General features: G+C 38.0%; 14 protein-coding genes. 5 read left to right on the top strand and 9 right to left on the bottom strand.

Features of this window, described 5'->3' with window-relative positions; all coding sequences use genetic code 11:
* Positions 1-161: 161 nt before the first annotated feature.
* From eno to OQZ33_RS16010, 4 genes are all read right to left on the bottom strand, one after another.
* Positions 162-1457: a phosphopyruvate hydratase gene (eno, locus tag OQZ33_RS16025; RefSeq protein ID WP_265800114.1), complete on the bottom strand. Its 1296-nt coding sequence runs from the start codon at positions 1455-1457 to the stop codon at positions 162-164.
* Between the two features lie 222 nt (positions 1458-1679).
* Positions 1680-4082 (bottom strand): TonB-dependent receptor, encoded by a 2403-nt coding sequence (locus OQZ33_RS16020; RefSeq protein ID WP_265800113.1) that lies wholly within the window; start codon positions 4080-4082, stop codon positions 1680-1682.
* A 184-nt stretch (positions 4083-4266) separates the two neighbouring features.
* Positions 4267-4614 (bottom strand): hypothetical protein, encoded by a 348-nt coding sequence (locus OQZ33_RS16015; RefSeq protein WP_265800112.1) that lies wholly within the window; start codon positions 4612-4614, stop codon positions 4267-4269.
* The gene (locus tag OQZ33_RS16010; protein ID WP_265800111.1) at positions 4615-5112 is read right to left on the bottom strand and encodes a hypothetical protein; all 498 of its coding nucleotides are present in this window, start codon (positions 5110-5112) and stop codon (positions 4615-4617) included.
* A gap of 259 nt (positions 5113-5371) precedes the next feature.
* Here OQZ33_RS16010 and OQZ33_RS16005 point away from each other — a divergent pair, with 259 nt between their 5' ends.
* From OQZ33_RS16005 to OQZ33_RS24365, 3 genes are read left to right on the top strand one after another with little or no spacing between them, the layout of a single operon-like run.
* A complete protein-coding gene (locus tag OQZ33_RS16005; RefSeq protein WP_265800110.1) occupies positions 5372-5773 on the top strand; it encodes an FAD-dependent oxidoreductase in 402 nt (133 codons plus the stop codon).
* 60 nt (positions 5774-5833) lie between these two features.
* Positions 5834-6616 (top strand): NAD(P)/FAD-dependent oxidoreductase, encoded by a 783-nt coding sequence (locus OQZ33_RS16000; protein ID WP_265800109.1) that lies wholly within the window; start codon positions 5834-5836, stop codon positions 6614-6616.
* Positions 6617-6618: 2 nt separating this feature from the next.
* A complete protein-coding gene (locus tag OQZ33_RS24365; RefSeq protein WP_265800108.1) occupies positions 6619-6891 on the top strand; it encodes a UBP-type zinc finger domain-containing protein in 273 nt (90 codons plus the stop codon).
* 127 nt (positions 6892-7018) lie between these two features.
* On the opposite strand, the gene OQZ33_RS24360 is transcribed toward OQZ33_RS24365, so the two are convergent.
* On the bottom strand, positions 7019-7171 hold the full coding sequence (locus tag OQZ33_RS24360; RefSeq protein WP_265800107.1) for a DUF2256 domain-containing protein: 153 nt from the start codon (positions 7169-7171) through the stop codon (positions 7019-7021).
* A 608-nt stretch (positions 7172-7779) separates the two neighbouring features.
* Here OQZ33_RS24360 and OQZ33_RS15985 point away from each other — a divergent pair.
* On the top strand, positions 7780-7908 hold the full coding sequence (locus OQZ33_RS15985; protein WP_265800106.1) for a hypothetical protein: 129 nt from the start codon (positions 7780-7782) through the stop codon (positions 7906-7908).
* 184 nt (positions 7909-8092) lie between these two features.
* On the opposite strand, the gene OQZ33_RS15980 is transcribed toward OQZ33_RS15985, so the two are convergent.
* Positions 8093-8464 (bottom strand): response regulator, encoded by a 372-nt coding sequence (locus OQZ33_RS15980; RefSeq protein WP_056848743.1) that lies wholly within the window; start codon positions 8462-8464, stop codon positions 8093-8095.
* 740 nt (positions 8465-9204) lie between these two features.
* Between OQZ33_RS15980 and OQZ33_RS15975 the strand changes: the two genes are divergently transcribed.
* Complete coding sequence (locus OQZ33_RS15975; RefSeq protein WP_265800179.1) at positions 9205-10101, top strand: SDR family oxidoreductase; 897 nt, start codon at positions 9205-9207, stop codon at positions 10099-10101.
* A 616-nt stretch (positions 10102-10717) separates the two neighbouring features.
* On the opposite strand, the gene OQZ33_RS15970 is transcribed toward OQZ33_RS15975, so the two are convergent.
* The 3 genes from OQZ33_RS15970 to OQZ33_RS15960 form a co-directional block, all read right to left on the bottom strand.
* Positions 10718-11248 (bottom strand): ferritin-like domain-containing protein, encoded by a 531-nt coding sequence (locus OQZ33_RS15970; RefSeq protein ID WP_265800105.1) that lies wholly within the window; start codon positions 11246-11248, stop codon positions 10718-10720.
* A 385-nt stretch (positions 11249-11633) separates the two neighbouring features.
* The gene (locus tag OQZ33_RS15965; protein WP_265800104.1) at positions 11634-13112 is read right to left on the bottom strand and encodes a sensor histidine kinase; all 1479 of its coding nucleotides are present in this window, start codon (positions 13110-13112) and stop codon (positions 11634-11636) included.
* 1 nt (position 13113) lies between these two features.
* Positions 13114-13911, bottom strand: coding sequence for an alpha/beta fold hydrolase (locus OQZ33_RS15960; RefSeq protein ID WP_265800103.1), 798 nt, complete (start codon positions 13909-13911; stop codon positions 13114-13116).
* Positions 13912-13999: the final 88 nt, after the last annotated feature.

Genomic DNA, 13999 nt, shown 5'->3' with positions numbered 1-13999 from the left:
AAGGCACGATGCAATCTGTTATACTGGGGAGATTGCTTTCTACCTCACAATGACGTAAATGTATAAAAAAACATCCGAAGATTTTAAATCTCCGGATGTTCTATATATAAGTTTTTCAACTTGTTAACAATTCATTGCCGTCGGTTTTAACCGACGGAATATTATTTCTTAGCGTATTTGAATTTAGAACCGATGAAACGAGCGTTTTCGCCTAACTCTTCTTCAATACGTAATAATTGATTGTATTTTGCAATCCTGTCAGAACGAGATGCAGAACCTGTTTTAATCTGTCCGCAGTTTAATGCAACAGCTAAATCAGCAATGGTGACATCTTCAGTTTCTCCAGAACGGTGACTCATTACTGAAGTATAACCGTTGTTTTGAGCCAAAGTTACTGCGTTGATGGTTTCGGTTAAAGAACCGATTTGGTTTACTTTTACCAAGATTGAGTTTGCAGTAGCTTCGTCGATACCACGTTGTAAACGCGTAACGTTTGTAACAAATAAATCATCACCAACCAATTGTACGTGGTCGCCAATTTTATCTGTTAAGCTTTTCCAACCCGTCCAGTCGTTTTCATCCATACCATCTTCAATAGAGATAATTGGATATTTTGCTGAAAGATCGGCTAGATATTGCGCTTGCTCTTCGCTTGAACGAATTACGCCAGTAGCGCCTTCAAATTTAGTATAATCGTATTTACCATCTTTGTAAAATTCAGATGATGCGCAATCTAATGCCAAACAAATTTGAGAACCTGGTTTGTAACCAGCCGTTTCAATTGCTTTTAAAACCGTTTCAATTGCATCTTCAGTACCATCAAAAGTAGGAGCGAAGCCACCTTCATCACCTACAGCAGTTGATAAACCTCTATCGTGAAGAATTTTCTTCAAGCTATGGAAAACTTCAGTTCCCCAACGTAAAGCCTCTGAGAAAGATGGTGCGCCAACTGGCATAATCATAAATTCCTGGAATGCGATCGGCGCATCAGAGTGAGAACCACCATTGATGATATTCATCATTGGGATTGGCAAAGTGTTTGCACTAACGCCACCAATGTAGCGGTATAACGGCTGACCAATTTCATCTGCAGCAGCTTTAGCAACAGCTAAAGAGACGCCTAAAATTGCATTAGCGCCTAAATTACCTTTATTTTCAGTACCATCAAGCTCCAACATTAATTTGTCGATAGCGTTTTGCTCGAAAACATCAACACCTCTTAAAGCAGTAGCAATTTTAGTATTTACATTTTCAACAGCTTTTAAAACACCTTTACCTAAATAGGTAGATTTATCTCCATCACGTAATTCAACAGCTTCATATTGCCCGGTAGATGCACCGCTTGGTACAGCCGCACGGCCAAACGCGCCTGCTTCTGTAACTACTTCAACTTCTACTGTTGGATTGCCTCTCGAATCGAGGATTTGTCTGGCATGGACATTAACGATTATGCTCATTTCTATTTGATTTTTTGTTGATTTTTTAACCTGCTTAGTGTACAAAGTACAATTACTAAGCTTAAATCAAAGTTAGTATATTTTTTAAATAAATAAAGGGTTTCAGGCGTTAATGTTACGATCGTTGATCTGGCCAATTTGTCGCCATTTTTGATGAAAATTATTTAAATAAAAAACCCCAAAGCTTTTGGCTTTAGGGTTAGATTATGACTATCGTTTTAACTAAAATTTATATGAAAGCGTGGTTAAGAACTGACGTGGTGCAATTGGGTTAACACTATAATTCTCATGAACGAAATAATTCAACTCGTTTGTGATGTTTGATATTTTGGCCAAAAGTGAGAATTTTTTCCAGCTGTATCCTGCAGAGAAATCTAAAGTAGTAAATGCGCTTAATGGAATTAATCTTAGTGATGTTGCATTTTTTGCATCGTTCCATCCACCATTTCTTCTTCCGGTGTAGAATGCAGATGTTCCAAGTTTCAACCCTTTTACAGCGCCAGTTTGGAAAGTGTAAAACAATGTTGCATTAGCTGTGTTTTTTGTTGTTCCTACCAAACGCACATCTTCAATCATTCCTGTTGCGTCGGCTGTATTGGTATAACGCATATAATTGTAGCTATACCCCATTAGAAAGTTTAATCCTTTTGCTAGATTTCCGGTAATATCGGCTTCAAAGCCATCACTTGTGGTTTCTCCATTTAACTGTCTGAAAACTGTACTGGTAGATCCATCAGGCAGAATTGCTGCTTGTGAAATGTTTCCATTGATGATTTTGTAATAGGTTAAGTTGGCCGTTAATTTACCTCCAAAGAAATCATTTTTCACACCAGCTTCATATTGATCAACCATTGATGGCGGTAAAGCCTGGCTGTTGATGTCGATACCTGAGTTGGCAATAAAATTATTGGCATAGCTAACATATAATGATGTTGTTTTCAGTGGCTGATAAATTAAGCCAAATTTTGGAGAAAATGCATCATCAAACTTAGTGGCCCCACCTACTACCGCACCGGTTTCCAGGTTAAGTGCCTGTGAGCTTGCTGTTTTTTGATCTGTATAGCGAACCCCAGCCAACACTTTAAATTGATCCGTAACCTCAATTAAATCCTGTACAAACGCGCCATATCTGTAAACTGGTGCTAATGTTTGTGTTACCGCGAACGCCTCCGGCATAATGCCTGAGCCGAAATAAGTATTAGGGTCGAATAGGTTTACATTACCATAATTAAATGTGGTGATGTTTGTTCCGTTCGGGTTTTTCCCGTACGCAAATGCGTTGTTGGTTACTCTAGACTGATCTGCATCTACACCAACTAATAGCGTATGCTTAATACGGCCAGTGTTGAAACTACCATTTAAATTGATTTGTTGGTTATAAGTATATTCCTGACTAACTGTTCGGGCCAAATTTCTCGAAGCGATACCAGCAGCATTTGCCTGAATACGTTCTGCACCATAGTAGTTGCGGTTATAAGATTGAAATGATCCCAAAGCATTTAACTTCCAGTTCTCATTGAATTTATGGGATATGTTAGCTTGTGCCGTAGCGGTGTTTGTTTTGTTATAAGCCCAAGGGGTATTGATGAATTTTTCTCTTCCGTAATCAACAATCTGACTGTTTACCGATCCTACGCCAAAATCTGGAGTATAATCGCTTTTTAAATAATCCCCCTGAACCAATACTTCAGTTTTGTCACTTATCTTGTAGAGTAATGATGGGTTGACATAAAAGCGTTTTGATTTTACAAAATCTCTAAAGCTTCCGGCATCTTCAAAAGTTCCAATGGCTCTGAAAGCTAATTTTTTTGAAATGGGACCATAGAAATCAACAGTCGGTTTATATTGACTGTAACTTCCGGTTCTCATCAGAACCTCGCCACCATATTCAAATTTAGGTTTCTTAGTTACCATGTTTACCACAGCACCACCACTCACGCCACCATACAATAAGGCAGCACTACCTTTTAAAACTTCAACTGATTCTAGTGTGCTGGCTTCAGGGCTTCCACCAATGGTAGTTCTGGCACCGTTTTTAAAAACATTGTTCGTACCCAGACTATAACCTCTTGCATAAAAATTTTCTCCAACCGAGCCACGGTTGGCACCCAACGCCACTCCGTTAATATTCTTCATTACATCGCCCAAACTATTTACTTGTTGATCGGCAATAACTTGTGTGCCGATAATTTGAACTGCCTGCGGCAGATCTCTTGGCGCAATTGCAATTTTACCTAGGTTTACTGGTTTTGTATTGGGTGTTCTATATCCGTTAATAGCCACTTCTTTCAATTGCGAAGACGATTCCGCAATAGAAAAAGATACCGTTGCTGTTTCGCCAGCTGTAACTGAAACTTGCTTTTCTTGAGCTGATACGCCAACAGCAGATACTTTTATAGTATAATTTCCTGGAGCTACATTTTTGATAGTGAAGTTTCCGCTTTCATCGCTTTGCGTTGTTTTCGATGTGTTTTTTAGGCCAACACTTACGAAAGCCGCCGGATTTCCATCACTCGTTTTTACGGAGCCAGATACCGATCCGTTTTTTGATTGTGCTGATACTATTCCGCTTGTCAAGAAAACCAGCATTATCAAAGTAAAAAATAGGGTAAATTTTTTATACATCTTATTTAGATTAATTCTTAGGTGGCGCAAAAGAAAGAAATTAAAATGAGATTAGAAAATTATTTTTAATTATTCTAAATAACAATTGGCCGAGATGCCAGTGGCGAAATATTTTGATATTTTTGAAAAATAAAAAAGGGCTTGTACAGTTAAGAACAAACCCTTTGCAATGATTTTTATGAATTTATTTTCTGTAAAGCGGACATCTTTTAAGCAAATATTCTAAGGGTGCGCCATAAGATCCGTCGGTGTTGCTAAAAAGCGCTTGATGGTTTGCATTATAAATACTAGCGTTATTATCCATGTAAATTTGAAGGCTTACCCGTACATCAAATCGCTGTGCGGCGTTGCTACTTGATGAGCCATAAGTCGAAACTTTCTTAATTTTATCATCATCATCTCTTTTCACACTCGTATTGTCACTTGTCGACGTATAACTCGTTTGATAAGCTTTGTTCTGTGCTACTGTACCATCAATGATATATTCTACCCCTAAAATATCGCCCAAATTTTTCATGGTAAATCCAATCATTTAATCTTTGGTAATTCCAGCCTGCACAAGTTTTGCATTTGTTGTCCGAGGATCAAGAATGGTGTAACCAGCAGCATGTTGGCTTAGTAAAGCATAAGTATCTTGTTGCGCTTTCATACCAATGGCATCAGCTCCGGGCTGGTTATCCACCAGAAATGTGAAGGGTAAAATCGCTATTTTGTTATGGTGATCTGCAGGGCTAGCAACCATGGTAATTTGGTCGTTCTGCCTGATTTGAGAGGGTTGCATTTGCTGTGAAATAACTTCAGTTCGCCCACTGGAATGAAGAATTTGAGCGATATCTGATTTTTTGATGATGTATTCTGCGGTTTCTCCAGTGTACACAAAAGATACATCACTATCAGTTACACGAATAAGTCTTCCTTTAAGCTCATCACCATTAATTTTTTTAATAATATCTTCCTTCTGTGATCCGGTTTGAGCGAGACTACAAAAAGCCATCATGGCACAAAGTAGCGTTAAATAAATTTTCTTCATAAGTCTGATTTTTAATAAAATTAGTAAAAATAAAGAAGGGGTGCCTTAAAACGATGTGTTTTTTATTGATATTTAGATTTGTGGGGTTAATTATTTCGTCGATTTGGATAGCTTTTAATTTTTAGCTAATATTGATAGCGCCCTACATCATTTATACACCAGATATTTTAACACTGAGTTTTAATAATATAGGTTTAATTCAAAAATTGACATACAATTTAAATATTTGGAGAATTTATCTTAATGATTTGCTAACCATATGAATAAACTGAAATTATACGGCATTCCCGATTCTCCTGAGATTTATCCGATAAGAGATTTTTTAAAGCGAAGTGTGGTAGATTTCGATTGGTTTGATATTACACATGATGATTTGGGTTGGGGGCAAGGTATTACCTCTTATAACAATCCACATAAATTGCCGGTAATTGAATTCCCTGATGGGAAGGTAATTGTCGATCCAACGCTGGAGCAAATTGCCTGTAATTTGGGCTGGATTACCCAACCGAAATATGCAGAGTATGATTTGTCAATATATGGCGCTGGTCCTGCAGGTTTAAGTGCTGCAGTTTATGCGGCATCCGAAGGTTTAAAAACTATTTTAATCGAGCGTGAAGCTATTGGAGGGCAGGCGGGTACCAGTTCTTTAATTGAGAATTAGCTCGGTTTTCCAGAAGGTATTTCTGGGGCGAACCTTGCCGAAAGAGCAAGGCAACAGGCATTGAAATTTGGCGTGGAAATTTTGCTGTTAAAGGAAGGTATTAAAGGAACTTTTTACGATAATAAAATTCATGTCGATTTTGCTTCTGGAGAAAAATTAGTGGCTAAAACCAATATTTGCGCAACGGGAGTAGAGTATGCGAGGTTAAACCTTCCCGATGAAAATCGTTTTTTCCATAAAGGGGTTTATTACGGGGCCGGTGCAAGTGAAGCCTTCTTTTGTCAGGATAAAGATCTTTATATTATCGGTGGTGGAAATTCTGCCGGACAAGCTGCAACCTATTTCTCTGGTTTCGCCAAACGTGTTTTTATGGTGATAAGAAAAGGAAATCTTGCCGAAACCTTATCAGATTATTTGATTCAGCGTATTGCCAGCATCAATAATATTCATGTGTTGTACCATTCGCAAGTTACAGCGCTTGAAGGGGATGATTATTTGCAACGGATTAAAATTGTAAATAGTGAACAAGGAACCGAAAACTGGCATGATACCTCCAAGCTTTTCATTTGTATAGGTGGCAAACCCAATACAGAATGGGCTGCTGAAACTGCGATTTGTAGAGACAAAAATGGTTATTTGTACACTGGGAACGATGTAGTCAGCTTGGAGCAATATAAAAATTGCTGGAATCAGGATCGATTACCTTATCATTTAGAAACCAGCGTACCAGGATCTTTTGCGGCGGGCGATGTCAGGGTAAATTCTGTAAAGCGAGTGGCATCGGCAGTAGGTGAAGGCGCTATGGCTGTTACTCAAGTTCATCAATACTTATCAAAACTTTAACTATGGAAAACAATGGAATTTGCCAACACATCAAGGCTATAAAAACGCTTAAAGTGGCTAAAGAATACGCTTGCGAAGAATGCATCAAAATAGGAAGTGATTGGGTGCATTTACGTACCTGCCAAACCTGTGGGGTTACTTTGTGCTGCGATTCTTCACCCATGCAACACATGTCGCAACACTGCAAAAAGGTAAGCCATCCTGTCGTAATTTCTTCAGAACCTGGGGAAAGGTGGCTGTATTGTTACGTCGACGACGAAATGGATGGCTATTAAGATAAGTGATCATTGGTTTAGTCTGTTTCATCGCCTATTAAACCAATGAAGTGTTTCTTTACATTTTATCTTTTCTTTAAAAACTAAATATCGCATAGCTCTACTTTCCTCTCGTGGAGCGTAAATATTAGCGCTCTTCCGTATCTCTATTCTTTTTGTGTGTTTTGCATTTCAAACTGCAATAAATAACATTATCCCAATTTAGCTTCCATTTTTTCCGCCAGGAAAATGGGCGTTCGCAAGTAGGGCAGGTCTTTTCCGGTAAGTTCTCTTTTTTCAACTTAAGGTGTTTATTTCAGAACGTTGAACGTCATTTTTTATTTTTCTCTATTAAAATTGCCGAGTAGAAATCCATACCCGGCTCTGCGAAGGTTCAGTACTTAATCTTGTCCTTAAGGTGGCTTAATCGTCAATTATTCCAGTTGTTTCACAGTTTTAGAAGGGCTTACAGTAACTACGGGTTACTTCCTCGGGAAATACTTGTTTTAGTAACGCTTACCGAAATGATAAAACTTTTGCAATCAAAAAAGGCTTTTTCATTAGTAACCCCTTAACAAAGAAACGATGAAAAACAACTTTTTTTTATTAGGCACGCTAGCCATATTAGCGGTGTCTTGTAACTCCGATTCAAAATTAGATAATGCAGATTGAGCAAGTCCTGATACTTCTATGAGTTCGATGGATGCAACTTCGCCAATGCAGTATACTACCACAACAGATAGTAGCATGCAAGATACAACTACCCCAACGCCGTAGTTTGTACTACAAATTGATTTAAAAATTCAAGCAAGGGATAGAGATGGTATTCTCTGGTTTATCCCCTTTGAAAACTTGATTTAAAAAGTTCCACGTTAGTTTCGTGGAGCTTTATTTTAACAAGAAAAAATAATGAAGAATATTTTTACTGAGCGATTAAGAATCTTCACCTGGGACATTAACGGCAGTTATTTGCTCTATCTTTTTAAAGGGGATTATGAGATATATATTTCTATTGATAGCGAAAGATATGGAGGTTAGGTAGGAAGCGGACTACTTAAGCTTTTGGCGATAACGTGATTGAGGTTGATGCTGTAGGGATTAATCATCTTGATTCATATTGAAGCGCTATCGGTAATAGGGATAGAAATTGTGGATGATTAGATTTTCATCTGCTCAACAGAATAGAGTGAGACAGTTTTTATAGAAAGTGAGCTTCATGAGGTTAAATGTGTCCTCCTGGCATAATTAGCCTATTAACCATTCTGGTTAATTTATTATAATCGAAAGGTTTAAAAATGATGCCATCTGCTTTGCAAGAAATGTCCTCTACCTGCGATTCTAACAAAGCAGTGATCAACATGATTGGAATATGCCCGGTATCTCGATTTTTTTTGACGAGGTTGCATAAATCTCTGCCATCAGCTACATCCAGAATAATATCCATCACAATTAAATCTGGCTTGAAATTTTTAATAGATTCATTTAGCAGATCAGCCTGATTAATATTTTTAACTTGATGGTTCTGTTCCTCCAGTGCAAGTTGTATTACGTCAGCATTGCCTAAATCGTTATCTAATACTAATATTTTCGACATTTACTTCTATTTGGAATATAAAAATAACGAATTATCCGCTAAATATACCCCTTGATATAACATTCACTATTTATCCCAAAAGATTGCGTATTTAAACTTACTTATAAATCTTGAAAACGAGCTATTGAAATGTCAATAAACTTAAAACGAGATGCTTTTATAGAATAGAGGTGTGGAGGCACTTTTCGAAAATTTTTATGGCTGGCGTAACTGAATTTATTTCGCCGCAAAGGAAATTAATTATAGTCAGATTGAGACCAAAAAATCCGTGAATTTTGAAGCTAACAGAATACCAGAATTTTACCTCATAAATATTTGTTTGCTTGCTGTTATATGTTCATTAATTGATTCACAATTTTGACAGTATCGGCAGGGAGGAAGTGTTGTAGTGACTAGACTTCCATATTTTTGCCAATATTGTAAATGGTGCCAATACTCTACCCTTTTTTTAATAGCACAAATAAATAATCATCGTCAGCGTCCTGTTAGCAAACAACTCTCTGTTTTGCCTCAATTCTTATAGCGATAATCGATTCGTATTCTATTTAATTTCTTCATAGTGGTAATGCAAAAATAACAATAGGTATTATGAAGAACAACCGGTAGTGGGGAATCGCTTGTCGAGTAACCTAATAAAATATAACTTAAAATAACCTTCTAATGTGATTTTTTTAAAACCTTTCTGTTTTTTATCGGGTTTTTTAAACGATGTATAATCCGTTTATTAAATAATAAAGATGATGACAGAAGAAAATAAAAATTCGCAAGATCCATCCGATCAGTATCCGAAGCCACCATTTCCTAAACAAGATCAGCAGCCACCCGGGACAGAGTCTGATCTTGAGCCCAAAGCCGATCATGGAGAAGAATCATATAAAGGCAGCGGTAAATTAATAGGTAAAAAGGCTATTATTACCGGTGGCGACTCAGGAATTGGCCGAGCTGTGGCCATTGCTTTTGCCCGCGAAGGCGCTGATGTGTTAATTAGTTATTTAGATGATAGTGAAGATGAAGATGCAAAAACTACAGCTAAATATGTAGAAAAGGCGGGTAGAAAAGCAGTTCTGATTAAAGGAGATATTCAGGATGAAGCTCATTGCCAGTCAATTATTGATAGCGCCGTAAGCGAATTGGGTGGCTTAGATATTTTGGTTAATAATGCCGCTTTTCAAATGGCAAGAAAATCATTAAGCGAGATTCCGAGTGAAGAGTGGGAGCGTACGTTTCGCACCAACATTACCGCAATGTTTTTTCTATGCAAGGCTGCAGAACCTCACCTCAAGCCAGGTAGTAGTATCATCAATACCACTTCGGTAAATGCTTATTCGCCAAGCGAGCAACTTTTACCCTACGCTGCGACCAAAGGTGCTATCCAAAATTTTACGGCAAACCTCAGCCAGATTTTACTGATGAATGGAAAAGGAATTCGGGTAAACGCGGTAGCCCCAGGTCCAATTTGGACACCGTTGATTCCATCAACTATCCCCGAACATGAAGAATTTGGAAAAGATACACCAATGGAACGTGCCGGACAACCTGCAGAGGTAGCGCCAGCCTATGTATTCCTGGCTTCCAATGATGCAAGTTATATTGCCGGTGCCACTATTCCGGTAACCGGGGGTAGAATAACGATTTAAATAATTAGATTTAATCATAATTAAAAATAGGCCTTAAAAAGCCAGTCATGGTCGGAAGAAATTCCGGCCATTTTTTAAAAAATAGGCCTGGATCTCCACCACATTACACAACGATCATAGCAATTATTAGGTCTCTAACCTCCATAGCGAAACGCCTTTTAGCAGTCTTGTAACCGATTTTATAGCTTTTTTGTACATCATCAGCATAATTGCAACGATCAGCGTCATGTACAGCACTACCTGTATCCCATTTTTGTTAAGCGAAATAACTTGGCTGACATTAGGTTCCTGTTTTAGGAATCGGAAGAAAGAATTCTATGTCCCAGCTCCTTCTGTATGCTTGTGAAATTTATTCTTTCTAATCTTCGTCAAATACGAGTAATTGCGATATGGAATGGTAAATAGCGAATAGGGAATGGAGAATAGCGCACCTCTTCGTTTTTAAAAGGTAAACTAGTGATAATTCGTCAAAATTACATATGTACGCCCTTATATAGCGATTTGGTTTCGGTAACCAGCCCAGCGATGATGCGAAAATGAAATGAGTGGCATTTAATTCCAGTATTCGATTAACAAGAAAACAGCGATGAATCTTATCGCTATTTTCTTGTTAATATTATTTATTTTTTTCTTCTGCACCCGCATTTGCCTCGCTAATGGCAATTTCGGTAAGTAAAACATCTGTTTGCTTTTCTTCTTCAAGCGTTTGCCTTAAAAGCTCTTCGGCCTCTGTATGCTGCATTAATTTGGCGTAAGTAACCAGACAACCATAACTTGCAATCTCATAATGCTCCACTTTCTGAGCTGCAGAAATCAAGGCTGCATCCAAAACTTCGGGTTGATCAGAGAAACTTTCGATAATCTCTTCAGCCTCTTCTAAAAGGCCAGCCATTGCTTTACATTTTTTGGCTCGGGCCGTGAAGGCTATTGAACTGAAAACGTTTTTAAGTCGTTCAATTTGCCCTTCAGTTTGTTCATAATGCGTATCAAACACCTGTTTTAATTTTTTACTTCCGGCTGCATCCGATAGTTTTTTCAGTCCTTTTAACAGTTGTTTTTCTGCCCCTAAAATATCTCTTAATTCATCTACAAATAATTCGTGCAAATGCCCGTTCGGCATAGTTGTACTGTTGCTTTGTTTTGCCATAATATCGATTTTATTATTTATTAGTTTTTACTGTTTAAGTTTTATTGCCAGCTTGCCCAATAAGTCTCATTCTTTACAGTTTTCCCTTATGTCCACTATTTGCTTATCGCCGGGTTCTATAAACAAAACATTAAAAATTATTCAAGGTTTGGAGAAAACTACCCGCTTTATGTAGTAATAGTACGTAATTATATACGGCATTTTTTGCATTGGTTTTTATCGAACTGAGCATGAAACTAAATAATATATTAAATTAAAACCCGAATAAATCGAATTTTGATATTCGTGCTCTACAGGAAATGTTTGGGTTCTAATGGGGAAATCATTTTTTAGCAAAGGAAAATCATAGATAAATTAACGTGGGAAAGATATTTGAAGAGGATTTCTATGATAGAGGTAAGGTAAACCAGAAAGAACTTCCGCTACCAATGCTGCTATTTACGCCTATCTCTCCTCCATGTTGCTTTACGATCTCGGCGCATATAAATAGTCCTAAACCAAGGCCCGAATATTTCCCTCCTGTTGTATTAATCTGGTAATAACGGTCGAAAAGGTGTGGTGTTTTCTCTGCAGGTATTCCTGGCCCTTCATCACTTACTGTGATGCGAACAAAGCCTTCAATATTTTTAATATTGATTTTGATGAGATAACTCTCTGGTGCATATTTCATCGCATTGGTGATAAAATTAGTTACCACTTGCTCTATCCGGCTTTCATCAGCATACACCGATATAGACTTATCTCCTTCGGTGATGATTTTGTAATTGTCTTCAACCCGAATGTGATGTACACAGCTGCCAATCATTTCAACCACATTGAAATTGCTCTTGTTTAATCGCAACTGGCCATCATTCATTTGGCTGGTATTCAATAAATCCTCCACCATTTCGGTAACTCTCGAAATGTTGTGATTAGCTTTTTCAATAAGGCTCAACATGCGTTCGCTGGTTTCCCCCTTCATCCGTTGCATAAGTTGAAGAATGGCCTTTAAACTGGTAAGTGGTGTTTTTAATTCATGACTGGCGATATTGATGAACTCGTCTTTCTTTTTTAACTGACTAATATGCTCCTCTACATTGGTACATGAGCCGAACCAATTGATTTGTTCGCCGTGATTATCTACAAATAGTGAAGCTTTGATTTGATGCCATTCATAATTGCCTTCCTGATTAACTAACCTAATCGTTTCATTTAAATCTGAACCGCCTGTTTGGCAGCTATACCAACTCGTAAGTAATTTTCTTAAATCCAGCTGATGAATTTTTGAGAGGACGAACGAAGATCGGGTCTCATTTTTTGTACAATTGAAATATTTGCAGAAGCGGGCATTAACATAACTTATCCGGCCAGTAGAAGATGCCGTCCAGATCATTTCTGGAGCAAGATCTGCCATAAATTCAAGCCGTTTTTGCTCGTTTTCGGCCAAACTCTTTGCCTTAAGCAGTTCTCTTTCGTAATTTTTGCGTTCTGTCACATCAACCACTACTACGTTAACCGCTTTAATGTCGCAGTTTTTATCACGGATGGTACTGGCGTTTAGTAATGTTGATAAGGAGCTGCCATCCTTTTTTAGCAGTTCGTAACTAAGTTCTTTTACTCCGCCATCTACTTTTACCATAGGTAGAAAGAACATTTCAAAATGCATTTGGCCACCCTTTGGTAAAAGAGCGGCGAACTTTGTTCCTGATAATTCTTGTTCTGAAAAGCCCAACCAATGAAGTAGGGTATGGTTTATTTTGATAATTTCACCCTTCGTGGAGAGCGAAAAATAGCCACATGGCGCTGTATGATATAACTCATCTGAATTAATAAGGGTTTCTATTAGATAATTTTTGCCGCTCATTGATTCGTCAGGATAGCTCATGTTAGGTAATGAACGTTTTAATAGCCCGAATTGTTTCTTCAGGTTCACTAATATGTGGACAGTGGCCAGTTGCCTCTAAGAAAACAATCTCGTTTCCAGGGGTATGCTGATAAACAAATTCCCCAACACTGTTTGGCGCAATAATATCATCGGCACATTGTAACGTCAAACTTTTAATTTTTAATTTCGACAGATCTGCCCGATTATCAGAGAAAAAAGTAACCCTGGCGAAGTCTCTGGCTACTTTTGGATCGGTAGAACAAAAACTCTGTGTTAAAAATCCTCCGAGTGCAGGTCGCTCAGGATTGCCCATAATGGCTGGGGCCATTTTACTTGACCAACCCAGGTAATTGCTATCCATAAAATCAAAAAGATTTTCCAGGTCATTTTTCTCAAAGCCGCCGAAATAATCGCCTTCGTTTAGGTATCTGGCCGAGGGACCCACAAAAACTAACTTCGAAAAGTATTCAGGCTTCTGGTTGGCGGCTAAAAGTCCGATCATACAGCTCACAGAGTGCCCTACAAAAATAACGTCTTTTAGCGCTAAGGCCTCGCAAATTTCAAGCACATCTTGCGCATAACCATCTAGCTTGCTGTATTTATTAGAGTCGTATTTTCCAATATCTGATTTACCCGAACCCGTGTAGTCGAATAGCACAACTTTATAATCTGCTGTAAAGCCATCTATAATAAATTGCCAGGCGTTCTGATCGCAACCAAAACCATGTGCGAATAGCATAACCTGATTCCCTTTTCCGATAACATTTACATTGTTACGGATTAAGACTGACTGTTGCATGTATAATAGGAATTGATTCGATAAAGATATGGAAAATATGGTATTTGCAAATAAACGGACAAGTATTTACACGGATATCGAGGTAAGT

Origin of the sequence: Pedobacter sp. MC2016-05 (assembly GCF_026239735.1) — a bacterium.
Classification (GTDB): domain Bacteria; phylum Bacteroidota; class Bacteroidia; order Sphingobacteriales; family Sphingobacteriaceae; genus Pedobacter.
Note: the sequence above shows the minus strand (reverse complement) of the source record. Positions and strands in the feature narration are given on the sequence as shown.

Coding starts and splice junctions, on each gene's coding strand:
- OQZ33_RS15960 (WP_265800103.1), bottom strand. CDS start 13,911: ATGCAACAGTCAGTCTTAATCCGTAACAATGTAAATGTTATCGGAAAA.
- OQZ33_RS15970 (WP_265800105.1), bottom strand. CDS start 11,248: ATGGCAAAACAAAGCAACAGTACAACTATGCCGAACGGGCATTTGCAC.
- OQZ33_RS15965 (WP_265800104.1), bottom strand. CDS start 13,112: ATGAGCTATCCTGACGAATCAATGAGCGGCAAAAATTATCTAATAGAA.
- OQZ33_RS16015 (WP_265800112.1), bottom strand. CDS start 4,614: ATGATTGGATTTACCATGAAAAATTTGGGCGATATTTTAGGGGTAGAA.
- OQZ33_RS15985 (WP_265800106.1), top strand. CDS start 7,780: ATGAAGAATATTTTTACTGAGCGATTAAGAATCTTCACCTGGGACATT.
- OQZ33_RS15975 (WP_265800179.1), top strand. CDS start 9,205: ATGACAGAAGAAAATAAAAATTCGCAAGATCCATCCGATCAGTATCCG.
- OQZ33_RS16005 (WP_265800110.1), top strand. CDS start 5,372: ATGAATAAACTGAAATTATACGGCATTCCCGATTCTCCTGAGATTTAT.
- OQZ33_RS16020 (WP_265800113.1), bottom strand. CDS start 4,082: ATGTATAAAAAATTTACCCTATTTTTTACTTTGATAATGCTGGTTTTC.
- OQZ33_RS16010 (WP_265800111.1), bottom strand. CDS start 5,112: ATGAAGAAAATTTATTTAACGCTACTTTGTGCCATGATGGCTTTTTGT.
- OQZ33_RS24365 (WP_265800108.1), top strand. CDS start 6,619: ATGGAAAACAATGGAATTTGCCAACACATCAAGGCTATAAAAACGCTT.
- eno (WP_265800114.1), bottom strand. CDS start 1,457: ATGAGCATAATCGTTAATGTCCATGCCAGACAAATCCTCGATTCGAGA.
- OQZ33_RS15980 (WP_056848743.1), bottom strand. CDS start 8,464: ATGTCGAAAATATTAGTATTAGATAACGATTTAGGCAATGCTGACGTA.